Below are 23,713 nucleotides of genomic sequence, written 5' to 3' on the forward strand. Positions count from 1 at the left end.
ATCACACCGGTGTGTGCCTTCTTTGGTCTAAGGCGAGGTTCGCCGTGCGCGGCGGGGGTTTCGGAACGCGGCCCCTCCCGGGACGGTACGGGTTTCGGCGCGGCGCCTCACTCCGCGGGCTCCTCCGGATCGGGGGACGGTGAGGGCTCCTCCTCGGCGGCCTCCTCCTCCGCCTCCCGGGCGGCCTCCTCCTCCGCGGCCTCCTCCTCGGCCAGGCGCTCGGCCTCGGCCTCGGCGCGGTCCGCGGCGCGGGTCGTGCAGACCTCCTCGGCGGCGGACGCGGAGCCGTCCACGGCGATCACCGTGAAGCAGTACTCCATGCCGGTGTAGCCGGTGGCGACCTGCGCGGTCACCACGCCGGGGCCGGTCCGGGCCAGGGTGGCGGCCTCGTGGCCGAAGGGGCCGCCCAGCACGAAGAAGGAGGCGGTGCCGCCGCTGTTGTCGGTCCAGCTGAGTTCGACGGCGTTGAGGCTGTCCGCCAGGACGACGCCGGTCGGCGCGGAGACCTCGGGCGGCGCCGAGGGGTCGACGACCGGTTCGGCGGCCTCCTCGTCCGCCGCGGGCTCCGGTTCGGCCTCCTGCTCGGCGGCCGCGACGACCGGGGCCGGTGACTCCAGCGCGGCGAACACCCCGGAGACGCTGGTGACCACGAGGATGCCGCACACGGTCACGGCGATGTGGAGGTGGCGGCGCCACCGCGGCTGGTGCTGTTCGGTCTCGGGCACGGGACCCCAGGAGGGGGTGTCGTCCTCGGTCCGCGTGGACTCGTCCACGGGCAGGGCGGAGGATTCGGCGGTGCCCGTCCAGCCCTCCAGACGCGACCAGGCGCGCAGCGCGGAGATCTCCTCGCCGCGCAGCTTGGCCATCATGATCTCGGCGGTGCCGCCCGCGTCGACGGCCGGGAGCCTGCTCCCCTCCAGCCCGGTGGGCCGGGGCCTGAGTTCCCGTGACGGCTGCGGCCGGGGCTGTTGCGGTCCGGTCGCCGGGTGCCGGGCCGCCTCCCCGGGGAACGGCGGCGGTGCGTGCGGCGCGGCGGGCGCGTGCGAGGTCTGGGGGCCCGAGGGTCGGAACCAGGCCGTGGCGGGCGGGTTCTGCGGACCCGAGGACGGGAGGGCGGGGGAGGGCGGGGTGTCCGTGCCGGGCGGGGTCTGCGGTCCGGGAGGCGCCGGGGGAGGGGTCCGGGGGCCCGTCCAGGGGGTGTAGGCGTCCTGCTGGGGGCCAGCGGCGTACGGCGGAGGCGGGAGCTGGGGTCCGGTGTGCGGGGTCCGCGTGTCCGTGGTCGGGGGCTGGAAGTCCTCCATGGGCGTCTGGGCGCCGGACATGGGGATCTGCGGCCCCGACATGGGCGTCTGGGGTCCGCTCATCGGCGCTTGGGGGCCGGACACGGGCACCTGGGGCGGTGCCGTCGGGTGCTGGGGTCCGGTGTGCGGGGTCCGCGTGTCCGTGGTCGGGGGCTGGAAGTCCTCCATGGGCGTCTGGGCGCCGGACATGGGGACCTGCGGCCCCGACATCGGCGCCTGCGCACCGCTCAGGGGCTCCTGGCCGCCGGTCGCGCCCAGCGTCGTGGCGGGCCGGGACGTGCGCGCCTGCTCGAAGGCCGAGGCGAACGCCGCCGGGGTCGCGAAGCGCTCCTCGGGCAGCTTGGCCAGCGCGCGGGTGAGCACACCCCGCAGCTTGCGGGAGATGTCGGCGCGGGGAACCGGCTTGGGGTCCTGCGTCAGGACGCGCTCGGCGTAACCGCGGGGGTCGAACGGCGTTCCGTCCGTCGACGAGAACGGCGTGTACCCCACCAGCATCGTCCAGACGGTGGACGCCAGCTGGTAGACGTCGGAGGCGGGCGTACGCGGCTCGCCCCGCAGCGCCTCGGGCGCCGCGTGCAGGAACGACTCCGTCGCCGGGTCGGGCGGGGGCAGGGCCTCCCCGGACCGGTGGACGGAACCGAAACCGGTCAGCACCGGTGTCCGGCCCGCACGCAGGATGTTGCCGGGGCACACGTCCCCGTGCAGCAGCCCGCGCCCGTGCATCGACCCCAGCGCGGCCGCCACACTCCGAGAGACGGCCGCCGCCTCCTGGACCGGAGCGGGTCCCCTCCGGGCGAGCATGTCGCCGAAGGAGCCGTCCGCGTAGAACGGCAGCACCACGAACAGGTCGCCCTCGGCGGTGGTCCCCGCGTCCAGCAGGGGGACCACACCGGGAACCCCGCTGAGCTCGCGCAGCTGGTTCAGCTCGGCGCGCCCCAGGTGCTCGGGCAGGACCTTGAGCACGACGTCGGCACCGCTCGTGGAGCGCGTGGCCCTCACGATCCGGGCGCGGCGCCCCTGGCGGAGCAGGGCCGGGTTGCCGTAACCGGGCGCCCAGGCGGCGTGCTCGGAGCCGGACATGGGAGAGCGACCCCCTGGTGGTGTTCGTGGTGTGGAGGATCCCCGTCAGGCGGCGGGGAGGGCGGCACCGGGCGCTACGGAGACGAGGGCGCCCCGGTGGCCGGGCTCTGGAACGTCTGCTGGCGGGCGCCCCAACCGCGCTCCTCGTTGACCTCCTGCTGCCTGCCGAAGGCCCCGATGAGGGCGATGACCCCGCAGATCAGCGCGACCAGGATGAGCCCGCCGATCACCGCGGGCCACACCTGCTGCCGCCGCCGCCAGTACCGGCTCGAACCGTACATGAGGGCCGACCGCAGCTGCCGGTGCCGCAGGGCGTCCGCCTGGAGGACGTACTTCTCCTCGTTGGGCGTGTAGTGGAACGCCTCGGGGAGCTGCGGATCCGGGTCCGCCGGGGCGGACGCGGGGGATGGGGACGACATCGCCGCTCAGCCTACTAGAACAGTCCGTCGAGGTAGCGGGTCAGCCTGCCGTAGTTGTCCGCGGTGTTGCTGGTCGCCGCGATCACCTTGGCGAAGGCGGCGTTGACCTCGGAGAACTGGGTGTCGAACTCCGTGGCCTTGGCCTGGAACTGGGCGCTGCCCGAGCCCTCCCACTGGCTGACGGTGCTCTCGGACTGCTCGTTGATCTGGCTCATGATGGCGGAGAAGCGGCCGAGGTGGGCCTGCTGGTCCTCGGCCAGGCCCTGGAGGCCCGCGACGTCGCCGTACACGTCGAACTGACTCATGGGAAACCTTTCTGGGGAGAGCGTGGGGGGACGACTCAGGCGTTGACCGGGCGGGAGAGGCCGCCGAGGTCGCTTCCGGCCTGGGAGTAGTCGGAGCTGGAGTCGGAGTCGGTGATGTTGAACTGCCCCTGGCCCTCGTTCAGCTTGATGCCGTTCTGGCTGCACCAGGACATCAGCTCGTCGAAGCGCTCGGTGAGCTGCTCGCGGGCCTCGCGGAAACGGGCGAGGGCCTCGCCCTGGAGGGCGTCGGCGTCGTTGCTCATGTCCTGGATGAGCTGGTTCATCTGGGTGCGGATGCCCTCGGACTCCTGTCCGAGCTGCTCACCGCCGACCGCGAGGCTGTTGACGTTTTCAAGACCGGCGTGGGACATCTGTGCCTTTCCCGGGAGTTGGGGGCGGAAGGGGCCGCCTCTTCATTTCCGTCTCGGGCCGCGTTCGCATGGGGATTCGTGTGGCCACGGTAAAGAGGGGAGATTACGGACGATAGTAAGGATCGCACCTTTCGGTCAACGGAGGTGCGCTTCTTGTGACATCGGTCGTCGGGCGGCGAACGGCCTGATCGCAGGCAGTGCCCCACGCGCGGCGGCTGACCGCTTCCGGCCACGGTTCCGGCCCTGGCCGGAGCCGGGCCGCCCTCACCGGCCGCCGTCCGCGCCGGGGCTCGCGCCCGGGTCCGCGGCCACCGGTTCCGTCACCCAGCGCACCACCAGCGGCCAGCCGTCCATGGACGAGTCGTGGAAGCGGGGGAAGAGTTCGGCGGCCTCTCCCGCCTCGCCCTCGGCCAGGTCCACCCGGTGCCAGGACCCGCTGGTCTGGAGCAGGACCGCGTCGCGTTCGGGCGAGGGCGCGTACTGCACCACCGGCCCGTCGCCCTCCTCCAGCAGCCGTGTGGCCGTGTGGCCCTGCCCCTCCACCGCCACCAGGTAGGCGCCCGCCGGGGGCTCCCCGCCGCCGGCGGGGGCGTCCGGGCGCAGCAGCGCGGTGCCCCCGCCCCAGACCAGGGAGTTGTCGAAGGTCTGCCACTGGCCTCCGTCGACGTTGAGGGTCGCGTTGACGACGCTGTCCGCCGTCTCCCGCACCACCAGGGTGCCGCCGTCGGCGGCGTTGCTCTGCCGGGTCTGCACGCTGTTGCGGATGTGCAGCGACCCGTCCGGGGTCAGCGCCCAGTCGCTGGGCCGCTGGTTCTCGCCGATCAGGAGGCTGCCCTCCTGGTTCGGTGTGCCCGTCGGGGCCTCCAGGGGCACCGACAGCACCTGCGGGGGCACGCCGTCCTGCGGGGTGTCGGAGACGAACCACAGCCGGTCGCCGTTGATGACCGGATGGGACAGGACCTCCCCCTCCGAGGCGGGCACCGACTCGACCGGCTGGTAGGAGACCTCCTCGGCGCCGGACTCACGCGGATCGGTGAGCGTCGCCACCTGCACGGCGTTGGGCTCCTCGGTGACGTAGGCGAAGTACGTCCAGTCGGCGGAGAACTGCGCGTGCACGGGCAGGTCCCGGGCCATCGGATCGACCGCGCCGTCGGGCAGCGAGATCCGCTGGAGCGGCTGCCCGGTCGCGGGGTCGTGGAAGACCAGGACCTGGTCGGTCTCCGGGTCGCCGCCCTCGTAGCCCCGGTGCAGCAGGGCCAGGCCGGACAGCCCCTCCTCGGCCAGTTCCTCCCCGGTCCCGGATCCGCCGCCGGAGCCGCCGGACGTGTCGGTGCACGCGGTCAGGGCGAGCAGGCACACTGCCGAGGTCAGGGCGAGGGGGCGCCGCATGGAGCCGCCTTTCGGGGGACGACGGGGTCGGTCGGGAGGCCGCGGGGGCACGGGGTGGGATCACCGGGGGGACGCCGCGGTTCGGTCCGGGACGCGGTACCCATTATCCGGTTCGCGACGACACGACGCCCCGGCCGGGGGGCCGAGCCGCCGTGCCGCGCCTCGCCGGGGTCGCGGCCGGGCAGGCCCGTCACGCGGGCCCCGCCCGGGCCGGGACGGCGGCGAACGCCGTCCCGGGGCGCGTGGACCACACGGGTCCGCCTGGCCACATCCGGCCACGGCGGCGGACTCCCGCCATGTGAGGGCCCCTCGCGCCGTGCCGGGATCCGCGCCGCCCGAAAGGCCGGTGCCGCGCGGGACCCTCAGCGGGGGAAGGCCGCCACCGCGTGGAGCCGGGCACCGTCCGAAGGCCCGTGCTCGTACCGGGTGGAACCCGCACCGCGCGAAGGCCCGCACCGCGCGAAGGCCCGCACCGCGCGAAGGCCCGCACCGCGCGAAGGCGCGCGGCGCGGAACTCCCGTCACGCGGGCGGTTCGCTCCATCCCACCTGGACCAGGTCCGGACGCTGGCCGCGGCGGGCCAGCTGGGCGCGGCCGACCGGCAGCTGCTTGGACGCCGTGCCGTTGGCCAGGCGCCCCTCCATCCGGTCTCCGGAGAAGAGCACGCCCGGCGTGGCCATGTCGCTGAGCGCCTGGAGCACCGGCTCGAACATCGCCCGCGCCGAACCGCCCGTGCGGCGGGCCGCGATGATGTGCAGCCCCAGGTCGGAGCCCTGCGCGATGAAGGGCACCAGCGGCGCGAGCGGGTTCGCCCTCGCCCCCAGCATGTCCATGTCGTCCACGACGATGAACAGGTCCAGGCCCTTCCACCAGCTGCGTTCACGCAGCTGCTTGGGGGTCACGTCCGGCCCCGGCAGGCGCTGCTTCAGCGAACCCGCGAGGTTCGCGGCGACCGCCTGGGTCTGCTCCGCGCTCGTGCAGTAGGCCAGCAGGTGGTCCTCCGGGACCAGCTCCAGGTGGCTGCGGCGGAAGTCCACCATGACCACGCCGATCTCCGTGGGCGGGCGCTGCACGATCTGCTTGACCAGTCCGCGCAGGAGGGTGGTCTTGCCGGTCTGCGGGTCGCCGTACACCACCAGGTGCGGGTCCCGGGACAGGTTCGTGGTGACCGGTGCCAGCGTGCTCTCGGCCAGGCCCACCACCAGTTCGGCGGCACGGCCCTTGGGAGCCCGGCGGCCCTTGAGCAGGTCGGACAGCTCCACCTTGGAGGGCAGCGTCTTGACGCCCTGGACGGCCTTCTGCGGCCAGCGCTCCCCGATCCGCTTGACCAGGTCCCGGATCCCGTCGGTGACGTCCTCGTCGCTGGCCACCGCGTCCACCCGCGGCAGGGCCACGTGCGTGTGGTGCTCCTCCGCGGTCAGGCCGCGCCCCGGGGTGTCCTTGGGCAGCGCCTCGGCGACCTTGCGCCCGATCCCCGAGTCCATCGGGTCGCTCAGCCGCAGCTCGAACCGGCCGCCGAACAGCGCCTGCAACCGGGACCGGATCTGCGAGGAGGCGGCGCCGGTCAGGATCGTGTGCACGCCCAGGGACGGGCCCCGGGTCGCGATGTCCATCAGGACCTCGTCGGCCTCGTCGAAGGTGTCGCGCACCGAGGACCAGCCGTCGACCAGCAGGAACAGGTCGCCCACCACGTTCGCGGGCACGGTCCCGTCCGCGCGCGCCTGGCGCAGCGCGGCGGGGGAGTCGAGCCGGTACTTGCGGAACACGCGCTGGCGCCGGTCCAGCTGGGCGCGCACGTCCACCAGCACCCGCTGCACCTTCTCCGGATCGGCCCGCCCGGCCACGCCCGCCACGTGCGGCAGATCCTCCATCGCCTGGAGCGCGCCGCCGCCGAAGTCGATCGCGTACACGCCCACGCGGCCCGGCGGGTACCGCCACGCCAGGCTCGCGACCACCGTGCGCAGCAGCGTCGACTTGCCGGACTGGGGCCCGCCCAGCACGATGACGTTGCCCTCGGCGCCGGTGAAGTCCATCTCGGCCGGAACGACGCGCTGCTCGCGGGGGATGTCGGTCAGGCCGATGACGGCCCGCATGTCCGACGGGCGCGGCTCGGTTCCGGCGCCCTCCAGGTCCTCGCCCTCGCCCAGCTCCTCCAAGACCCTGTCGAGGGTGAGCAGTCGCGGCAGCGGCTCCAGCCAGATCGGCCGTACCTTCTCCGCGCCCGAGGCCACCAGCCGGTCCACCGTGACCTGGAGCGTGGTGCGCTTGTCCTCCCCGCGCCCGGACCCCTCGCCCCTGCCGCGGACCGACTCCACCAGCGACTCCACCAGCGAGCCCGCCCCGGTCACCTTGTTCAGCCCGTTGAAGGAGAGCAGGGGCAGCACCGGTTCGTGCTCCTCCTTCTCCTCCTGGACCGGCGGCTCGTAGGGCTGCGACACCATCGCCGCCTTGAACCGCTCGAAGACCGACGTGTCCACCTTCAGGTAGCCCGAGCCCGGTTCGGGCGGCAGGTGGTAGGCGTCGCCCACGCCGATGGCCTCGCGGCTCTCCGCCTCGGAGAACGTGCGCAGGCCCACCCGGTAGGACAGGTGCGACTCCAGGCCCTTGAGCTTGCCCGACTCCAGGCGCTGGGTGGCCAGCAGCAGGTGCACGCCGATCGACCGGCCGATGCGCCCGATGGCCACGAACAGCTCGGCGAAGTCGGGGTGCGCCGTGAGCAGCTCGGAGAACTCGTCGATGATGATCAGCAGGTGCGGCAGCGGTTCCAGGCCGGGGTCGTTCTCCCGGGCCGCCTCGTAGGCGTGCAGGTTGGGCAGGTTGCCCGCGTCCTTGAGGATCTGCTGGCGGCGCACCAGCTCGCCGTAGGTGGCCTCGCGGAACCGCAGGACCAGTGAGTCGTCGTCGGCCAGGTTGGTGATCAGGCCGGTGCTGTGCGGCAGGCGGTCGGTGTCGGCGAAGGTCGCGCCGCCCTTGAAGTCCACCAGCAGCAGCGCGAGCGACTCCGGCGAGTGGTTGATGACCAGCGAGGCCACCATGGTCCGCAGCATCTCCGACTTGCCCGAACCGGTCGCGCCGACCACCAGGCCGTGCGGGCCCATGCCGCCGAACGCCGACTCCTTCAGGTCCAGCAGCACCGTGTTGCCGCTCGGCCCGACGCCGATCGGCACCCGCAGGTAGTCGCCGGTGCTGCGCCTGCGCCAGGTCTGCCGGGTGTCCAGCTGGGCGACGTCGGCCACGCCCAGGATCTCCGGGAGCCCCACGGTGGCGTGCATGGCGTCGTCGCCGTCGGTGACGGCGATGCCGTACGGGGCCAGGATGCGGGCCAGGGAGGTCAGGTGCGCGACGTCGGACCGGTCCGCGCGGCCCTCCAGCGGGACGCGCGGGGCGTCCTCGGAGGTGTCGGCGTGCTCGGTGGCCTCGGTCAGCGTGCCGTCGGCGTCGATGCGCAGCCGCAGGTCCACGCCCTCCGGCTCCTCGCGCCGGTCCGCCACCAGGGCGATCACGTGGATGCCCAGGTCGGCCAGGGAGGTCACCGGCGGTTCGGCGTGCAGTCCGGACAGGGTCGACTGGTACTCGCCGTCCAGGACCACGACCAGGCGCTGGGTGCCCGGGCCGGGCGGTGCGCCGCGGCGCCGCTGGAGGTCGACGGTGCGCCGCTCGATCTCGTCGGAGAGCAGTTCGGCGATCTGCACGGTGTTGACCGCGACGAAACGGGCGGGCATCGGCCCGTCCTTGGCGTCGTCGAAGGTGTTGTGCGGCAGCCACTTCAGCCACTCCCAGTGGGACCGCAGCTTGTTGTCGCGCACCACGCCGATCCGCAGGTCGTGCGGGGAGTGGAAGGTGGCCATCTGCGCGACGAGCGAGCGGGCCAGCCCCCGCGCCGCCTCGCGGTCGCCCACGACCGACACCACGCCGTGCTCGCGCAGCGGCAGGACCAGCGGCATCTCGGGGACGTTCGCGTACAGCTCGATGAGCTGGTCGGCCGCGCCCTGGCACACGGGGTCGTAGACGATCAGCGGCGAGGAGGTGTCGACCTTGAGCCTGAGCCGCCGCGCCAGCGGGCGCGTCCCGGTGCCCGCCCGCAGGTCCAGGAAGTCCGGGTCGGCGGCCCGCCGCTCCCACCGGCGCGTCCGCGACCGCGCCGGATCGACGAGCAGCTGCGGGTCGGGGTGGCGGAACGCGCTGTCGGCGCGCTGGACGGAGGCCACGTCCCGGACGATCTCGCGGAGCTGGTCGAGGTAGTCGACGTAGCGTTCGCGCTGCTCGCGGATGCGCTTGCGCGGGCCGTTGTGCTGGGCCACGAACATGATGATGCCGACGACCACGCTGGCGATCATGATCATCACACCGGCGACGGCCATCAGGGGACGGTGGCCCATGGTGATGGACATCAGCAAGGAACCCGAACCCGTGATGATCGGCATGATGATCATCGCGCCGGAACTCGACGAGGGCGGATTCTCCGGCATCTGCGGAGGGGTCGCGATGACGAGCGGAGTGTTCCCGGGGGCGGTCGGGACGCTGCGAGCTGGGCGGGGTACGGGTCTCGTCGCCACGGGGATCTCTTTCGGTCCGCCTACGGGGGCTGGTGTCTGGGTGGCTACGCTAGGAATGATCTCGCGATCCCCGCGAATCGCCTAATTCACGTCCGTCTCCCCCCGAGGGTGACAACCGCCCACGACGAACGACAAAGGAATTCTTGGTGTGAGTGGATACTGCCGGGTCACGGTGACCGGACCGGAACGCTGGGCCGATCTGGCACTCCCCGGAACGGTTCCCGTGGCCACACTGATGCCCCGCATCCTGGAGGTCTGCGCACCCGAGGAGGAGGGCACCGAACCCGCCGCGTGGACGCTCACCACCGTGGAGGGCGAGCCCGTCCACCCCGACCAGCCGCTGGAGGACGCGGGCGTCTACGACGGCGACGTGCTGGTGCTGGACCGCCGCACCGCGCCCGGCAGGCCCGCGCACGTGGACGACGTCCGCGGAGCGGTCGAGGACCGCGTCGACGCCACCGCGCACATCTGGAACCCCACGACCACGCTGTCCTTCGGCCTCCTCGTCGCGGCCATCGGCCCCCTGCTGCTGTTGGGGCTGATGATGCGGCTGAGCCCGTCCGCCTGGCACCTGGGGATCGCCTCGGCGGGAACCCTGTTCACGGTCGCGGTGATGCTCCTCGCCGCGCGCAGGCCGCTGCCCGCCGTCGCGCACGTGCTGTTCACGACGGCCTGCGCGTGGGGCGCGGTCACCGCCGTGCTCGCCGCGAACCTGCTGACCGACGCGAACTTCCTGGTGCAGGCGGCCTTCGCACTGTCCGGCGCCCTGCTGGTGGCGGTGATCGGCTGGACGATGCACGAGACGGGGCTGGCCTACATCTGCGCGCTCGGCGTGCTCGCGGTGACGGCCGGAGTGCTCGTGGCGGTGGGCGTCTTCGTGGAGCCGGTGCAGGGGGCGCGGTCCATGGGGCTGGTCCTGGCGCTGTGCGTGGGCGCGCTGCCGCGCGTGGCGATGGTGATGGGCGGGCTGTCCGGGCTCGACTACGAGGTGGGGCGCTCGGGGCAGGTCACCACGGACCGGTTCGAGGACACCTTCGGCAACACCGACCGCATCCTGCTGGGCATCGTGCTGGGCGCGGCGGTGAGCGGCGGCGCGACGACCGTGCTGCTGGCCTACCTGGCCACGGGCCTGCCCGACCTGCTGCTGTGCGCGCTGCTCTCGCTGCTGCTGGTGCTGCGCTCGCGGCTGTTCGACCGGATCCGGCACGTGCTGCCGCTGCGCCTGGCGGGGGTGCTGGGCCTGGGCGCGGCGGGCGTCGCGACGGTCGGCGAGTACGCGTTCCTGGCGCCGTGGCTGCCGCTGGTCGCGCTCGTGGCGGGGATCGCGCTGGGCGTGCTGAGCTGGGTGCGGCTGACCGACGTGCCGCGGGCCTCGCTGCGCCGCCTCCTCAACTGGACGGAGATCCTGGTGATCATCGCGATGTGCGCGGTGTTCGCCTGGGGGATGGGCCTGTTCGCGTTCGTGGAGCGGATGACCTCGTAGCCCGCTGACGGCGGGCCCCCCCGGGAACGGGCGGGGCGTACGGAGGGTCCGCGTCCGGCGCGCCGCGGTTCCCGAGGAGAGGCTGGAACCCCGCGACGGCCCGGCGCCGTCCGGAGGCGGCTTCCGGCGCGGCGGGTCAGTCGGTGCGCCCGGTCCCGCAGGGGGTCCGCGCGGCCTCGGTGGACTCCCGCATCGCGGTCAGGGCGCGGCGGCGGCGCGCCTCGCGCAGCGAGACGCCCACGATGCGGGTGGCCGCGGCGGCCGTCACCACGGCCAGCGGGATGACGAGCAGTGAGGCGGGCTGCCGGATGGGGCGGTACCGCGCCCCCTCCCGGTCGATCAGCAGGAAGCCCGCGGGCCGCACCCGGACGAAGCCGCTGCCCCCGGCGCCGTCCCCTCCCGCGGCGAACAGGCGGCTGGAACCACCGCCCATGATGGTCAGCGCGGTCACCCGGGCCACCGGGACGACCGTGGACCCCTCCGCGACCACGGCCGCGCCGAACGCCGACGAGGACCGCGCGGAGGCGCCGGTGTTCTCGATCAGCCTGGCCAGCGCGGACAGGGCGGGACTGGTGCGGCGGGCGCGGCGGCCCAGGGCGGTGTCCGGCATGGCGGCGGGTCCCTTCGTGGCGGTTGCGTACCCGCCCCATTGTGTAACGCGGCCGAGGTGCCCGGAACGTTCCTGGCCTGTTCCGGACACCGGGTCGCGGCCTGCGGAAGGCGGCGTTGGCCGGAACGCTGTGTGACGGAATGTGAGGGGAGGGCGATATGGTGTCCGCCGTCCGCGTTCCCCAGGAAGGAAACCCCCGGTGTCCCCTGCGCCCCACACGACGAAGACCGCGACCGCGCTGGTCCTGGCCCTCCTGCTGACCGCCTGCGGCGGCGCGGAGCCGGAGCAGGCCGCGGACGCCCCCGACGCCGCCGCGGCCGACGCCCAGGACTCCCCGACCGAGGGGACCCCCGAGGAGGCGGTCGAGCTGGTGGACCCGATGGAGCTCGCCCCCGACGACCTGTGCGCCGTCCCCTCGGACGAGACGCTGGACGAACTCCTCGGCGGCGAGGACATGCGCAGCGACGCCCAGCAGACCACGGGCCGCCCCGACCCCGCCGACCTGGAGGACCTCGACCGGCTGCGCATGTCCTGCCTGCTCGTCACGGCGGGCGGGCTCACGCTCCAGTACGACATGGAGGTCCACGAGGGCCCCTACGCCGACAGCACCCTCGCCAGCGTCACCGAGGAGGAGGCCGACCCCGGGATCGACCTCGGCGACTTCGCGGTCACCGGTTCCGGCTCCGGTGACGACGGGGCGGACGTCACCGTGGTCGAGGGCCAGGTCATGGTGCACGTCAGCTACAAGCAGGTGGGGGGCGGCGCGCAGGAGGAACTGCTCGACGGCGCCCTGACGGTGGCCGAGGAACTGCTCGCCTCGGTCGGGTAGCGGCTCCCGAACCGGGACCCGGGTCCGGCCCCGGGCCCCGGTTCGGGAGCGGCGGCCGGACACGTGCCGGTAGGGGGACGGAGCCCGGGCCTCCCGCGGCGGGGCCCCGCCGGTCCGGACGCCCTCCACCTCCCCTGCGCGGTGACTCCCCCGCCCACTTCTTCCCCGGGGCCTCGGAGAGCGGGCCCGCCGCACGCCCGCGGCCCGGCTCAGGGCGTGAGCACGTTGATCAGGCTCAGTTCGGTGTCGTAGACGGCGACGTCGCCGGTCCCCGTGCGCAGGCCCGCCACCCGGGACCCGTCCTGGGACAGGGCCATGGGGAACACCCGGGGCAGGTCCGGGCCCAGCGCGACCTCGGTCGCCGAGGCGTACCGCCACGCGACCATGTCGCCGCGGCCGGTGGAGGGGTCCAGGCGGGCGGCGAACACACGGCCGCTCGCGGCGCTGTACGCGACGTCCACCAGGATGCCCTCGTCCGAGCCGGGAACGAACTCGCGGACGATCGCTCCGGTTCCGGGCACGACGAGGAACACGGAGCCGGAGCGGATGAGCAGCACGGCCGAGCCGTCCGGGACGAGGTCGAACGAGGCCGCGCCGACACCGGCGCGCTCACGGATCAGGCCCCGCAGCGAGAGGCTCCCGGTGTCCCACACGGCGATCCCGCCGCCCTCCTCGCCGCCCGCCACCACGCTGCCGTCGAGCGAGTACCTGATCGAGCCCAGTACGCCCGAGCCGGACAGCCGCGCCTCCAGCTCCCAGGTGCGGGTGTCGTGCAGGTGCAGGTGCCGTCCGTCGGGGTCGCCGCGCACGCCCAGCGCGAGTGAGGAGCCGTCGGGGCTGAAGGCGATCGACCGCACGGCCCTCTCCTCGCCGACGTCCCGCCTCCTGCCGGTCTCCAGATCGACGACGGTGGCGCCGTCGAGGGTTCCGTAGGCGAGCAGGCACCCGTCGGGGCTGAACGCCGCCGGGGTCGGCGGCACGGCGGAGGAGTCGTGGTCGATGCGGGCGATGGCGCGCGACTCCCGCCAGTCCCACAGGGTCACCGTGTCGATCTGGGAGACGGCCAGGACGGAGCCGTCGGGCGAGAAGGACAGCGCGAGCGGCACGTCCTCGGGGAAGGAGGCCATCGGGGTCCCGGTCGGCGCGAGGCTGTCGGAGACGGCCGATCCGGTCGCGGAGCAGTCGGCGGCGCCCTCGGCCGCCTGGGGGTCCCAGGAGGGGGCGGTGAAGGAGTACAGCCCCACGCTCACCAGGAGCACCACCACACCGGCCAGCGCTGCCGCGCGCAGCAGGGAGCGGCGGCGGCGTTCCCCGAGCCGTGAGGGTTCTTCGGGGTGGAGGGGGCGCATGGGTCCTCTGGGGGGTGTTACGGGGGTGAGCGAGGACGGCCCGACGGTTCCGGGCCGGTGCGTGTGTGGTTGTCAGCAGCCACCGTAACCCCAGAAGACCGCTGGTGGGGAATGGTTCTGGAGGGTTCGGACAGGTTATGTGCCTGTCTGTCAGTTTTTGGTGCCTTAGGTCCGAAGATCTCTCGGCCGGAGGAAGGCCGCAGGGACGCGCGGCGGGCGAAAGGTCCGCCGGGGCCTTTGGAAACGGGACGCGGGAACGCCCGTGTGCCAGGGGATTTCGGCTTTACGCCGAACCGGGGCGTGTCGAACCCTCCTGCGCGGGTAGGCGAAGGGGCAAGGGATCGTCCGCACGCGCGCCGGACAGGTGGCCGAGGGGCGTGTGCGGGAAGAGGGTCGTCTCCACGGGAGAACGGCGCCGCGCGGGGCGACGGGGTCCGCGCGCGGGGCATGGGGACGCCGACAGGCGTGCCGGGCGCGTTCAGCGCCCGTACGAGGCCGTGCGCCGGACAGGGGAGTGCGCGGGCGGGTACGTGTGCGGAGCGGGCTCCGCGGGCGGCAGCCGGGGCCCCAGCGGGGCTGCGCTGGCCGGGGGCCTCGGATCCGGCCGTGCGGCCTCAGGCCGCGACCGTGTGTTTGATGACGCTGCCGTGGCCGTAGACCGGCTCGGGCCCCTGCGCGAAGGGGTTGAGGAGCTCGGCGGCGCCGACGGGGTCGCTCGCGGGGTGCGAGACCGGGCCGCCGTGGAACAGGTCGTTCCAGAAGAAGCGGCCGTCGCGACACCAGACGTTGACGTCCCGCTGGACCGAGACGACGGCCAGCTCGGAGCTGCCCGACCAGTAGAACTGGCGGGGGGTCACGGAGGCGAGCTCGCCCAGGAGTGCCGTGATCGCGCGCTGGGCGCAGAAGGCGTGGCGGGGCTTGTGCTTGATTCGCCTGGCGAGGGCCGATTTCGCCCGGGAGGCCCGGGGGTTGTTCAGGCGCCAGTGACTCAAGGTCGTCTCCAGTGGTCTAGGTTGCCGCGGTGCCGTGTTCGCTTGTGCGGCCACGTCGCCGCGGATCGAGGTGCTCCGCCTCAGGTGGCCTTGGCGGGTTCCCTCCACAAAGTTGGTGAGGCGTGAACGGTGTCGTTACCTCGTAGTTATTCTTTGCGCTCCGGATGCTAGCAGCAACTGACCCCTTGTAGTCGAGGCTTCTACAAGTGACCAATATCACATTTAACGAATGTGTCTCGACTTCACCAAATCAAGAACTACCAGCTCAGGGCATGTATTCCGAACACCAGACCGTTTTTTGAGCCTCCCGAAAAGCCTGTCCGTTTGTGTGGGGGATGTCGCCAGTGTCACTCGTTGTGGCGACTCTTGGCGTGTTTGTCGTGACTCTCCGCGACTTAGTGCAGGTTACGGGCCCTTGACCCGGTCAAACCCCGGCTTTGCCGTCCACGCCTCCTCCCGACATGCCGGTGTTCCCGTCGGTTTTGCCCACGCTTTCACCCCGGTGTAAGGGCTGGTCCCGTATGTGGAGGACACTGGAACGGTCGTACGAAACGGAGAGAAGTCGCCCAGTGACACAGACCGAGACATCCGGTGACCGGACTACTGCACGGGAGGGCGTCGTGGCCTCCGAACCCGCTGGCGGCGCCAGGGCCTGGCTCGTGTGGGGCGTCGCCGTGGGCGGGTACTTCCTGGCGATGCTGCACCGCAACGGTCTGGGTGTGGCCGCCCTGGAGGCCCAGGCCCGCTTCGACGTCGGACCGGCTCTGCTGTCCCTTCTGCCGATGCTGCAACTCCTGGTGTACGTGGTCCTCCAGGTGCCCACCGGGTTGCTGGCCGACCGGCTCGGGCCCCGCTACACGCTCGTCATGGGCATGGCGGCGATGACGGTCGGCGCGTGCCTGTTCGCGCTCGCCCCCGGCATCGAGGTGGCGGTGGCCGGGCGGTTCCTCATCGGTCTCGGCGACGCCCTGGTCTTCCTCAACGTCATCCGCCTGGCGGCCCTGTGGTTCCCGCGTTCGCGCTACGCCCTCGTCAGCGGGCTCACCGGCGTGGTCGGCGGAACGGGGCAGGTGGCCAGCGCCGCGCCGATGGCCTGGGCCCTGGAGGGCTTCGGCTGGGTGGCCGCCTTCCTGGCCACCACGGTCCTGACCGCGCTGATGGCCCTGCTGATGCTGGTGGTCGTGCGCGACCGCCCGGCCGGTGCGGCGGGCCGTTCCACGGTCGCCGACCCGATCTCGGTGTGGGCCGCGCTCAAGGAGGCGCTGCGTTCGCGAGGCCCGCAGATCGGCATGGCCCACCACGCGGCCGTCATGGCCCCGTTCACGATGATGATGGTGTTGTGGGGTTACCCGTTCCTCGTGGGCGGCCTGGGGCTGTCCGAGGACACCGCCGCCCTCACCCTCACCGCCCTGGCCGCGGGCGGGCTGTGGATGGCTCCGCTCGCGGGCGTCGTGATCGGGCGCAGCCCCGGCGTGCGCCGGTGGCTGGGGCTCATCCTGAGCACGACGCTGAGCCTGGGCTGGCTGCTGATGGTGGCGTGGCCCGGGGGAGTCCCGGTGGCCCTGGGGCTGACGGTGCTCGCGGCGAGCGCGATCGGGCAGACCCTGGCGCCGACGGTCTCCTTCGACTTCGCGCGCGACGGGATCCCCGCGAGCCGGACCGGCGTCGCCTCCGGCCTGGTGAACATGAGCGGGTTCACGACCGCCGTGGTGTGCACGGTGGCGGCGGGCGCGCTGCTCCAGACGCTGCCGGAGGGCCCCGAGGCCTACCAGCTGGCGTTCGTGCCGATGGCCGTCGCCACGGTGTGCGCGACCGCGGCGCTGTACTACTTCGTCCTCCGCCGTCCCCGGGTCTAGGACTCCGCCTCGCGCGCGTGCGCGTGCGCGGGAAGGAAGAGGTGCGCCCCGGTTCCCGGGGCCACCGACGACCGCATGCGTGAAGGCCGGTCCGACGACCGGCCTTCGCCGTGCGTACGGCCCCGCGCGCGTGCGCGCGGGACAAGAAGCGTCGCCCGAGACCGGAGAGCCCGTTCGGGGCCTCGCGAGCGTGCGCGGGGGCAAGCATGTCCCACCCCCTGCGGGAGAGCCGTCCGACGCCTCGCGCGCGTGCGCACGTGAGGACAAGGGACAGAAAAAGGGGCGTGCGTGCCCCTTGTGCCGCCCCGGGCCGCGTGGGATTTTCTCTGTCATGAGGTGGAGTCCGGAACGGTCCAGGGAGATGTTCGCGCGGAGCCGCGTCGCCAGGCTGGCCACGGTGGGCGAGCACGGGCAGCCCCATCTGGTGCCCGTGGTGTTCGCGGCCTACGGCGACACGATCGCGATCCCCATTGACCACAAGCCCAAGACCACGTACCGGCTCAGGCGGATGCGCGACATCGAGGGCAACCCCCGGGTGTCGCTGCTCGCGGACGAGTACTCCGACGACTGGGACCGGCTGTGGTGGGTCCGCGCGGACGGTGAGGCGCTGGTCCTGCACGACGGCCCGGCCTGGACCGAGGCCCGCGACAGGCTGGTTGAGCGCTATCCGCAGTACCGGGGCACGCCGCCCGAGGAGGCGATCATCCTGGTGGAGGTCCGCCACTGGTCCGGGTGGTCGGTCGCGGAGGAGCCCGACGCGGAGCCCGACGCGGAGTTCGGCGCCGAGCCCGGCACATCGGAACGCTGACGGCACGCCGGAGCACTGGCGGCACGTCGCAACGCTGACGGCACGCCGGGAAACTGACGACGCGCCGAAGCAGTGACGGCGCGGGGCGCTGAGGCGCGGGGCGTGTGCGTTCGACGGTGGTCCCTCTTGCGGCATCACCGTCGGCGGCCGACGGTGACGCCGGGAGAAAGACCGCCACCTGAATGGGGGGACCGCCGCGCACGGTCCTCTGGGTGGCGCCGGGGCGGGCCGGAGCCTCCCAGCGGACCGCGGCGGCGGATCCGGGTGCGGGCGGGGTCAGCCCGCGCGCCAGGTGGCGTCCTGGAGCGCGCCACCGGCCTGCGGGCCCATCAGGGAGAGTCCGCCGTCCACGAACAGCGAGGCGCCGGTGACGTAGGACGCCTCCGGCTTGGCGAGGAAGGCCACGGCCTCCGCCACCTCGTAGGCGTGGCCCGGCCGGGGCAGCGGGTACCCGGCGCGCGAGTCCAGCGCGGGCTCCTCCTCGTGCTGCCCGGTCATGGGCGTGGCGATCTCGCCCGGCGCCACCGCGTTCACGGTGATGCCGTACAGGCCCAGTTCCAGGGCCAGGACGCGGGTGAGCAGCTTCAGGCCGCCCTTGGCGGTGCAGTAGGCGCCCGCGGTCACCCGCGGGAACTCCTCGTGCACGCTGGTGATGTTGACGATGCGGCCGCCGCGACCGGCGTCGCGCATGTGCGCGGCCGCGATCTTCGAGCACAGGAAGGGCGCGTCCAGGTCCACGGACAGGACCTCGCGCCAGCGCTCGTAGCTGGTCTCCAGCAGGTGCTCCCCGGAGCCGGTGCCCGCGTTGTTGACCAGGACGCCGATGCCGCCGAGGTCCTCGATCAGCTCGGCGACGGCCTCCGAGCCCCGCACGGGGTCGGAGAGGTCGTGCTGGCGGACGGACACCCGGCGTCCGGTCTCGCGGATCTCGGCCTCCGTGCGGTGCACGCCCTCCGCGTCGCTGTGGAAGGTGACGCCGACGTCGAAGCCCTGCTGCGCGAGGCGGATCGCCGTCGCCCGGCCGATTCCGCTGTCCGCGCCCGTCACCACCGCCACGCGGTCGTAGTCGTCGAACTCCCCTGCTCCCTCGACGCGGTCGTCGCGTGCCATGCTCTGCCCCCTTCCGTGCGCCTCCCGGCGGCGCACGCGCTCGGGTGAGCGGCTACCCAGCGCCACCCCCCGTACACGTGGGACGAGTGGCGCGGACGTGCGGCGGAGCTGCCCGAGCGGGCGTGTTCCGGGCGTGTGGGACCGGAGCCGGTGAGCCGCGACCGGCGCGTCCCGCGCACGGGACCGTGGCGCGGGGCGTCCCGCTTGTCCACCGTCACGCTCCTTCGGCGACGGAACTTCGGGATGATCCTCGGATACCGCTTGGAGGTGGTCCCATGGCCGACGTGCTGATCCGGAACGTGCCGGAAGGCGTCCTGGAAGTCATCGACGCGGACGCCAGGAGGCAGGGACTGTCGCGTAGCGAGTACCTGAGACGCCTGTTGGAGCGGACAGCGCACCCCTCCGGCGGTGCGGTGACCGTGGACGGTCTGGCGCGCTTCTCCGAAGCCTTCTCCGACCTCGCCGATCCGGCGGTCATGAAACGGGCGTGGGAATGAGTCGCGGAGATCACGGGGCAACCGGTGGAGCGGCTGAGAACGGTCTGACCTAGGCATCCGCCGGAGGGCGGGGCGGCCCGGTGGCCGCCCCGCCCTCCCGCTGGGTCCGACGTGGTTAGAAGGCGGACTCGGGGACGTCCATCAGGTCCACCGTCACGCCCTCGGCGATGCGGCGCTCGGCGGCGATGCGCGGCAGGAACTGCTCGGCGAAGAAGCGCGCGGCGGCGATCTTGCCGGTGTAGAAGTCCTTGTCCTCGTCGCTGGCGCCGTCGATGCTGTTGAGGGCCACCTCGGCCTGGCGCAGCAGCAGCCAGGACAGGACGACGTCACCGAAGGCCATGAGCAGGCGGGTGGAGTTCAGGCCCACCTTGTACAGCTCGCGCGCGTCCTCGGCGGAGCCCATCGCGTGGCCGACCATGAGCTCGACGATCTTCTCGACGTTCTCGGCCGCCTCCAGGAGCAGCGCGCGCTCCTGCTTGAGCTGGCCGTTGCCCGCGTCGCTCTGCGCGAAGGCCTTGATCTCCCCGGCCAGCTTGCCCAGGGCCTGGCCGCCGTTCTTCACGATCTTGCGGAAGAAGAAGTCCTGGGCCTGGATCGCGGTGGTGCCCTCGTAGAGGGTGTCGATCTTGGCGTCCCGGATGTACTGCTCGATCGGGTACTCCTGGAGGAACCCGGAGCCGCCCAGGGTCTGGAGGGACTCGGCGAGCAGCGCGTAGGAGCGCTCGGAGCCCACGCCCTTGACGATCGGCAGCAGGAGGTCGTTCATGGCCTCCAGCTCCGTGGCGTCCTGGCCCGTGCGGTGCGCGATCTGGATCGCGTCCTGCTGGGTGGCGGTGTAGAGCACCAGGGCGCGCATGGCCTCCACGTAGGACTTCTGCGTCATGAGGCTGCGGCGCACGTCCGGGTGGTGGGTGATGGTCACCTTGGGGGAGTCCTTGCCCGCGGCCAGGTCGTTGCCCTGCACGCGCTCCTTGGCGTACTCCAGGGCGTTGAGGTAGCCGGTGGACAGGGTGGCGATCGCCTTCGTGCCGACCATCATGCGCGCGTACTCGATGACGAGGAACATCTGGCGGATGCCGTCGTGCTTGTCGCCCACGAGGTAGCCGATGGCGGGGTGCTTGTCGCCGAAGGTCAGCTCACAGGTGGTGGAGGCCTTGAGCCCCATCTTGTGCTCGACGTTGGTGACGTAGGCGCCGTTGCGCTCGCCGGGCGAGCCGTCCTCGTTGATGAGGTACTTGGGGACCAGGAAGAGCGAGAGGCCCTTGGTGCCGGGGCCGGCACCCTCGGGACGCGCGAGCACCAGGTGGAAGATGTTCTCGGTCATGTCCTGCTCGGCCGAGGTGATGAAGCGCTTCACGCCCTCGATGTGCCAGGTGCCGTCGCCCTGGTCCACGGCCTTGGTGCGGCCCGCGCCGACGTCCGAACCGGCGTCCGGCTCGGTGAGGACCATGGTGGCGCCCCAGCCGCGCTCGATGGCCAGCTCGGCGAACCGCTTCTGCTCCTCGTTGCCCTCGGAGTGGAGGATGCTCGCGAAGCCGGGACCGGCCGAGTACATGTGCACGGCGGGGTTGGAGCCGAGGATCAGTTCGGCGGCGGACCAGACCAGGGAGCGGGGGGCGCCCAGGCCGCCCAGCTCCTGGGGGAGGTCGAGGTTGTACCAGCCGGCGTCCATGTAGGCCTTGTAGGACTTCTTCAGGCTCTCGGGGAGCGCGACGGTGTTCGTCTTCGGGTCGAAGACCGGGGGGTTGCGGTCCGCGTCCTCGAAGGACTCCGCGATGACGCCCGTGGCGAGGCGGTTGACCTCGTCCAGGATCGTGCGGGCGGTCTCCTCGTCCAGCTCCTCGAAGGGGGCCTGCCCCAGGACGTCCTGGCGCTTGAAGACCTCGAAGAGGTTGAACTCGATGTCGCGCAGGTTGCTCTTGTAATGCGTCATGGACAGCTCCGCTGTGTCCCTGGCCGCGGTGTCTGTACACGCGGATCTACCGACTAGTAACAAGTCAATGTTACTACCGAGTAGCGACCTGCGCCAGTGGGAGGGAGGGAGTTGTGTCCCAGGGGATACCAAAAGGAGGGGCGGGTTTTCGTGAGGCGCGCTGAACGGGCTGTTCGGGGGCTCGCGCGGGGCGGGGAGGCGCTGGCCGGGCCTCCCCGCCCGTTCGGAATCCGGCCTCAGTCGATGAGGACGTAGGGGCGCGTGGCGGGCGGAGCGCCGCCCGGGGGGACGGCGAAGGCGGCCCACACGTGGGTGCCCAGGTCGGCCCAGGGGGCGAGGCGGAAGTGTCCCCAGGCTGTGGACAGGTTCTGCACGAGCAGCAGCCCGCGCTGGCCCTCGGCCCAGCTCCACTCGTCCTCCGTCCGCTCCTGCGGTACGGCTGGGATTGCGCCGCCTCCGCCGCAGTCGCTCACCGAGAAGCGGAGCGTTCGCGCGTTGGGCATCGACAGCGCGCGGACGACCTCGCCGTCCCTCTCTCCCGAATCCGTGTACTTGACGGAGTTCGCGAACAGCTCGCTGGCGCACAGCCGCACGGTCTCTACGACGTCGCCGTCGAAACCGGCCAGGTCGGCCGCGAGGTCGGCGCGGACCCGCGCGAGCTGGTCCAGCGCTCCCGGGTAGACGCGGTGCTCCCAGCGGACGAGGGGGCGCGGAACCTTGGGCGTGGTCAGGAAGATCATGCCGGGACCGCCTGTCGGTGGTGCTCCGTGCGGGGCTGATGTGACTGCTGTGCTCGCTGCGTCCGCTCGGCTCGTTGCTGCTGGTCGAGCCAGACGCGGGCGAGCCGGGCGAACGCGCGCCAGTCCTCGGGGTCCTCGCACGCGGGGGACGGAGGGCGGGGGGCGGGTACCGGGGCCGGTCCGGGCTCGGAGGCCTGCGCGAGGACCGGGACGGGAGCCTTGGTCGAGGCCGCAGCGGGGACCCGGGCCGGGACCGGGCCAGAGTCGGTCGCCAGGAGGTCGCCGGAGAACGGGGTGTTCGTGCCGGGCCGCTGGTCGAGGCGGATGGTGATCTCGCGCCGGACCCGCGCGGCTCCGGGCTCGCGGGTTCCCGCGCGAGCCTCTGCGCGGGCCTGTTCTCGGGCCGCGTAGTAGGGGCGGACCAGGGCGATGTCCTCGGCGGGGAAGCGCGCGCTCGGCGGGGCCAGACGGGGCGCGGGAGCGGGGCCGGGAGCGGCGGGGCGCTTGGGGTGCTTGGGTCGCTCGGGGCGTTCGGGAGCCCAGTCGGTTCGTGCGGGAGGTGCGGTGGCCTCGACCGGAGCGCGGACCTGGGCGGGAACCGGGACGTAGCGACGGACCCGGGTGGAGCGGCGGCGTCGGCCGCCGGTGGCGGAGTGGCGTCCGCAGGGAGGCGCGAAGAGGGCCTTGACCGTGCCGAAGGCGCGGATCAGGGCCGCAGCGCTAAACTGGCGCATGCTGGCAATCCTTGCTCTAAAAGGTTCGAAGTTGCTGGCCACGGCCCCGGACGGTGACTAACCGTCGCGGGGTCATTGTGTGGATGGAGTTGTGTGTCCGGTGCCAGATTAAGGGCAGGGGCGGAGTGGAAGCGAACTTTTCTGCGAACTACTCCAGGGTAATTTCGGGTTGACGGCATCGCCGCAGTTCAGTGGGCATGATCAATGCTTTCCTGGCTGTCCTGGAGTTCTGTGAAAGTGGCCCTGAATGTCGTTATTGGTGGCATTTGTTGAGAATGCCCGCCACTGCATGGGTGTGCGGGAAAGGCGTCGTCTCGTGGGATGCCGTTTCCCGGTCGTCGTGGCTTGACGCCCAACCCAGTCGGCCTTCCGACCGCCGCATTAGCCTGACCCGTATGGGGCTCAGGGGCTGTGGTCACACGGACGTGCGGTTGCCTTCACCGTTGGAGGAGGTCAACGACGAGTTCCTGCGCGAGCACGGGGTCCGCCTGCTGCTCAAACGCGATGACCTCATCAGCGCGGAGGTGCCGGGAAACAAGTGGCGCAAGCTCCACCTCAACCTTCAGGCGGCGCACGAACAGGGCCGTTCCACGCTGCTGACCTTCGGCGGCGCCTACTCCAACCACATCCGCGCGGTGGCCGCGGCCGGAAGGGCGTGCGGGTTCTCGACCATCGGCGTCATCCGGGGAGAGGAGCACCTGCCGCTCAACTGGTCGCTCGCGTATGCCACGGGACAGGGAATGCGACTGGAGTACCTGGACCGGACCACCTATCGGGCCAAGCACATGTCGGAGGTCATCGACGGGTTGCGCGAGCGGTTCGGTGACTTCTACCTGCTGCCCGAGGGCGGGAGCAATGCCCTGGCCGTGCGCGGCTGCGCCGCGATCGCTGACGAGATCGACGCGGACTTCGACGCCGTCTGCTGCGCGTGCGGCACGGGCGGAACGCTCGCTGGCCTGGCGGCGGGGTTGCTCGCTGGGCGGGAGGCCATCGGTTTCTCGGTGCTGAAGGGCGGTGGCTTCCTCAACGAGGAGGTGCGCCGGTTCCAGGAGGACGCGGGCGTGGTGACCGGCAACTGGTCGATCGAGACCGGCTATCACTTCGGGGGGTTCGCCAAGTACCCGCCCGAGCTGGCCGCCTTCATCCAGGAGTTCCACGCGCGCCACGGGGTGCTGCTGGAACGGATCTACGTGGCCAAGATGCTCGCCGGGGTCTACGACCTGGTGGCGCGAGGAAGGTTCCGCCGGGGAGGCACCGTGGTCGCGCTCATCACCGGCCCGCCCGAGGGCGCGGATGACCAGAACGTGGGAGACGGTGCGGCGGCCTGAAAGGGCGGTACCCCTGGCGGAGTA

At 72.4% G+C, this 23,713-nt stretch carries 19 protein-coding genes; 6 read left to right on the forward strand and 13 right to left on the reverse strand.

What is annotated here, in order from left to right:
- Positions 1-107 precede the first annotated feature (107 nt).
- From UIS43_RS19250 to eccCa, 6 genes are all read right to left on the reverse strand, one after another.
- Positions 108-2,381, reverse strand: a complete 2,274-nt coding sequence (locus tag UIS43_RS19250; protein ID WP_370011136.1) for a serine/threonine protein kinase — start codon at positions 2,379-2,381, stop codon at positions 108-110.
- 74 nt (positions 2,382-2,455) lie between these two features.
- The gene (locus UIS43_RS19255; protein WP_013156412.1) at positions 2,456-2,800 is read right to left on the reverse strand and encodes a hypothetical protein; all 345 of its coding nucleotides are present in this window, start codon (positions 2,798-2,800) and stop codon (positions 2,456-2,458) included.
- A gap of 14 nt (positions 2,801-2,814) precedes the next feature.
- On the reverse strand, positions 2,815-3,105 hold the full coding sequence (locus UIS43_RS19260; protein WP_013156413.1) for a WXG100 family type VII secretion target: 291 nt from the start codon (positions 3,103-3,105) through the stop codon (positions 2,815-2,817).
- 35 nt (positions 3,106-3,140) lie between these two features.
- The gene (locus UIS43_RS19265; protein WP_013156414.1) at positions 3,141-3,476 is read right to left on the reverse strand and encodes a hypothetical protein; all 336 of its coding nucleotides are present in this window, start codon (positions 3,474-3,476) and stop codon (positions 3,141-3,143) included.
- A 264-nt stretch (positions 3,477-3,740) separates the two neighbouring features.
- On the reverse strand, positions 3,741-4,865 hold the full coding sequence (locus UIS43_RS19270; protein ID WP_013156415.1) for a hypothetical protein: 1,125 nt from the start codon (positions 4,863-4,865) through the stop codon (positions 3,741-3,743).
- Positions 4,866-5,385: 520 nt separating this feature from the next.
- The gene (eccCa, locus tag UIS43_RS19275) at positions 5,386-9,351 is read right to left on the reverse strand and encodes a type VII secretion protein EccCa (protein ID WP_370013265.1); all 3,966 of its coding nucleotides are present in this window, start codon (positions 9,349-9,351) and stop codon (positions 5,386-5,388) included.
- Between the two features lie 217 nt (positions 9,352-9,568).
- On the opposite strand from eccCa, the gene eccD reads away from it, so the two are divergent.
- Positions 9,569-10,903 (forward strand): type VII secretion integral membrane protein EccD, encoded by a 1,335-nt coding sequence (gene eccD / locus UIS43_RS19280; protein ID WP_117198451.1) that lies wholly within the window; start codon positions 9,569-9,571, stop codon positions 10,901-10,903.
- A gap of 136 nt (positions 10,904-11,039) precedes the next feature.
- Here eccD and UIS43_RS19285 read toward each other — a convergent pair whose 3' ends face one another.
- Positions 11,040-11,513: a GerW family sporulation protein gene (locus tag UIS43_RS19285; RefSeq protein ID WP_370011140.1), complete on the reverse strand. Its 474-nt coding sequence runs from the start codon at positions 11,511-11,513 to the stop codon at positions 11,040-11,042.
- A gap of 199 nt (positions 11,514-11,712) precedes the next feature.
- Here UIS43_RS19285 and UIS43_RS19290 point away from each other — a divergent pair, with 199 nt between their 5' ends.
- Positions 11,713-12,342, forward strand: a complete 630-nt coding sequence (locus UIS43_RS19290) for a hypothetical protein (protein WP_370011142.1) — start codon at positions 11,713-11,715, stop codon at positions 12,340-12,342.
- A gap of 209 nt (positions 12,343-12,551) precedes the next feature.
- On the opposite strand, the gene UIS43_RS19295 is transcribed toward UIS43_RS19290, so the two are convergent.
- Positions 12,552-13,691 (reverse strand): WD40 repeat domain-containing protein, encoded by a 1,140-nt coding sequence (locus tag UIS43_RS19295; RefSeq protein WP_013156420.1) that lies wholly within the window; start codon positions 13,689-13,691, stop codon positions 12,552-12,554.
- A 614-nt stretch (positions 13,692-14,305) separates the two neighbouring features.
- Positions 14,306-14,683 (reverse strand): hypothetical protein, encoded by a 378-nt coding sequence (locus UIS43_RS19300; RefSeq protein WP_013156421.1) that lies wholly within the window; start codon positions 14,681-14,683, stop codon positions 14,306-14,308.
- A 569-nt stretch (positions 14,684-15,252) separates the two neighbouring features.
- On the opposite strand from UIS43_RS19300, the gene UIS43_RS19305 reads away from it, so the two are divergent.
- Both UIS43_RS19305 and UIS43_RS19310 read left to right on the forward strand, forming a co-directional pair.
- Entirely contained in the window at positions 15,253-16,539 is a 1,287-nt protein-coding gene (locus UIS43_RS19305) for an MFS transporter (protein ID WP_370011145.1), read from the forward strand.
- Between the two features lie 331 nt (positions 16,540-16,870).
- A complete protein-coding gene (locus tag UIS43_RS19310; RefSeq protein WP_370011147.1) occupies positions 16,871-17,347 on the forward strand; it encodes a TIGR03668 family PPOX class F420-dependent oxidoreductase in 477 nt (158 codons plus the stop codon).
- 276 nt (positions 17,348-17,623) lie between these two features.
- Here the strand turns inward: UIS43_RS19310 and UIS43_RS19315 are convergent, their stop codons facing one another.
- Positions 17,624-18,457 carry an SDR family oxidoreductase gene (locus UIS43_RS19315; RefSeq protein ID WP_013156425.1) on the reverse strand — a complete coding sequence of 278 codons (834 nt, stop codon included), beginning with the start codon at positions 18,455-18,457 and terminating at the stop codon, positions 17,624-17,626.
- 275 nt (positions 18,458-18,732) lie between these two features.
- On the opposite strand from UIS43_RS19315, the gene UIS43_RS19320 reads away from it, so the two are divergent.
- Positions 18,733-18,954, forward strand: coding sequence for a ribbon-helix-helix protein, CopG family (locus UIS43_RS19320; protein WP_094800422.1), 222 nt, complete (start codon positions 18,733-18,735; stop codon positions 18,952-18,954).
- 115 nt (positions 18,955-19,069) lie between these two features.
- Here UIS43_RS19320 and UIS43_RS19325 read toward each other — a convergent pair whose 3' ends face one another.
- From UIS43_RS19325 to UIS43_RS19335, 3 genes are all read right to left on the reverse strand, one after another.
- On the reverse strand, positions 19,070-20,887 hold the full coding sequence (locus tag UIS43_RS19325) for an acyl-CoA dehydrogenase (RefSeq protein ID WP_013156427.1): 1,818 nt from the start codon (positions 20,885-20,887) through the stop codon (positions 19,070-19,072).
- 236 nt (positions 20,888-21,123) lie between these two features.
- Positions 21,124-21,627 (reverse strand): ATP-binding protein, encoded by a 504-nt coding sequence (locus UIS43_RS19330; RefSeq protein ID WP_370011150.1) that lies wholly within the window; start codon positions 21,625-21,627, stop codon positions 21,124-21,126.
- Positions 21,624-22,361: a hypothetical protein gene (locus UIS43_RS19335; RefSeq protein WP_370011152.1), complete on the reverse strand. Its 738-nt coding sequence runs from the start codon at positions 22,359-22,361 to the stop codon at positions 21,624-21,626. Before UIS43_RS19335 ends, UIS43_RS19330 begins: the two co-directional genes overlap by 4 nt.
- A gap of 425 nt (positions 22,362-22,786) precedes the next feature.
- Here UIS43_RS19335 and UIS43_RS19340 point away from each other — a divergent pair, with 425 nt between their 5' ends.
- Positions 22,787-23,689, forward strand: a complete 903-nt coding sequence (locus UIS43_RS19340) for a 1-aminocyclopropane-1-carboxylate deaminase/D-cysteine desulfhydrase (RefSeq protein WP_370011153.1) — start codon at positions 22,787-22,789, stop codon at positions 23,687-23,689.
- The last annotated feature ends 24 nt before the right edge of the window (positions 23,690-23,713 follow it).

Origin of the sequence: Nocardiopsis sp. LDBS0036 (assembly GCF_041228755.1) — a bacterium.
GTDB classification, from domain to species: domain Bacteria; phylum Actinomycetota; class Actinomycetes; order Streptosporangiales; family Streptosporangiaceae; genus Nocardiopsis; species Nocardiopsis dassonvillei.

Excerpts from the sequence above, each read along its gene's own strand:
- UIS43_RS19285 (WP_370011140.1), bottom strand. The coding sequence starts at position 11,513 with ATGCCGGACACCGCCCTGGGCCGCCGCGCCCGCCGCACCAGTCCCGCC.
- UIS43_RS19315 (WP_013156425.1), bottom strand. The coding sequence starts at position 18,457 with ATGGCACGCGACGACCGCGTCGAGGGAGCAGGGGAGTTCGACGACTAC.
- UIS43_RS19250 (WP_370011136.1), bottom strand. The coding sequence starts at position 2,381 with ATGTCCGGCTCCGAGCACGCCGCCTGGGCGCCCGGTTACGGCAACCCG.
- UIS43_RS19330 (WP_370011150.1), bottom strand. The coding sequence starts at position 21,627 with ATGATCTTCCTGACCACGCCCAAGGTTCCGCGCCCCCTCGTCCGCTGG.
- UIS43_RS19270 (WP_013156415.1), bottom strand. The coding sequence starts at position 4,865 with ATGCGGCGCCCCCTCGCCCTGACCTCGGCAGTGTGCCTGCTCGCCCTG.
- UIS43_RS19320 (WP_094800422.1), top strand. The coding sequence starts at position 18,733 with ATGGCCGACGTGCTGATCCGGAACGTGCCGGAAGGCGTCCTGGAAGTC.
- UIS43_RS19255 (WP_013156412.1), bottom strand. The coding sequence starts at position 2,800 with ATGTCGTCCCCATCCCCCGCGTCCGCCCCGGCGGACCCGGATCCGCAG.
- UIS43_RS19265 (WP_013156414.1), bottom strand. The coding sequence starts at position 3,476 with ATGTCCCACGCCGGTCTTGAAAACGTCAACAGCCTCGCGGTCGGCGGT.
- UIS43_RS19260 (WP_013156413.1), bottom strand. The coding sequence starts at position 3,105 with ATGAGTCAGTTCGACGTGTACGGCGACGTCGCGGGCCTCCAGGGCCTG.
- UIS43_RS19325 (WP_013156427.1), bottom strand. The coding sequence starts at position 20,887 with ATGACGCATTACAAGAGCAACCTGCGCGACATCGAGTTCAACCTCTTC.
- UIS43_RS19295 (WP_013156420.1), bottom strand. The coding sequence starts at position 13,691 with ATGCGCCCCCTCCACCCCGAAGAACCCTCACGGCTCGGGGAACGCCGC.
- UIS43_RS19335 (WP_370011152.1), bottom strand. The coding sequence starts at position 22,361 with ATGCGCCAGTTTAGCGCTGCGGCCCTGATCCGCGCCTTCGGCACGGTC.
- UIS43_RS19310 (WP_370011147.1), top strand. The coding sequence starts at position 16,871 with ATGAGGTGGAGTCCGGAACGGTCCAGGGAGATGTTCGCGCGGAGCCGC.